At 37.5% G+C, this 774-nt stretch carries 1 protein-coding gene; it reads left to right on the top strand.

From position 1 onward, the window contains the following. Positions 1-91 precede the first annotated feature (91 nt). Positions 92-691 (top strand): DedA family protein, encoded by a 600-nt coding sequence (locus CHI06_RS24945; RefSeq protein ID WP_095251299.1) that lies wholly within the window; start codon positions 92-94, stop codon positions 689-691. Positions 692-774: the final 83 nt, after the last annotated feature.

Genomic DNA, 774 nt, shown 5'->3' with positions numbered 1-774 from the left:
CAACTAGACAAGCTTATGACCTCGAGCCCCTAGGCGCTGAAGCTAGACACTAATAAAAGCAAAAGAACATATACAAAAGTGAAGGTGAACTATGAAGGAATTTATTTTTTCAGTATTGGAGTTCTTATCAGAGTTAGGTTACTTTGGAATTGCACTAGGGTTAATGATAGAAGTTATTCCAAGTGAAATAGTCTTAGGTTACGGCGGTTATATGATTTCAGAAGGCATTCTTGGCTATCCAGGAGCAATCATTGCTGGGACGATTGGCGGAACATTAGCACAGCTTTTCCTCTATTGGGCTGGGTATTATGGAGGCCGTCCATTTTTAGAGAAGTACGGAAAGTATGTCTTAATTAAAAAGAAGCAAATTGACCTATCTGAACTATGGTTTAAAAAATATGGAGTCGGCGTCATTTTCTTTGCTCGATTTATTCCTATCGTCAGGCATGCTATATCCATTCCAGCTGGTATCGCTAAAATGTCCCCGACAAAATTTACACTTTATACAGTAGCAGCTGTTATTCCATGGACCATTCTATTCCTTTACTTGGGACATGCGTTAGGCGAGAATTGGTCACATATTAAAGAATATGCAGCACAATATACAATGCCTATAATTATTGGAGCTGTTATTCTTGGTGTCATCTACTACCTAATAAAGAAAACTAAAAAAACAACCACTGATTCATAATCGGTGGTTGTTTTTTATTTTGGATCTGTTAAACTTGGCTGTTGATTTATGCTCCACTAAGGAATGCTTCTTCGAATAATCAT

It is taken from the genome of Bacillus sp. 7884-1 (genome assembly GCF_002272245.1).
Lineage (GTDB): Bacteria > Bacillota > Bacilli > Bacillales > Cytobacillaceae > Neobacillus.
Note: the sequence above shows the minus strand (reverse complement) of the source record. Positions and strands in the feature narration are given on the sequence as shown.

What these genes read in the sequence shown, in the direction of transcription:
- CHI06_RS24945 (WP_095251299.1), top strand. Translation starts at nt 92, where the DNA reads ATGAAGGAATTTATTTTTTCAGTATTGGAGTTCTTATCAGAGTTAGGT.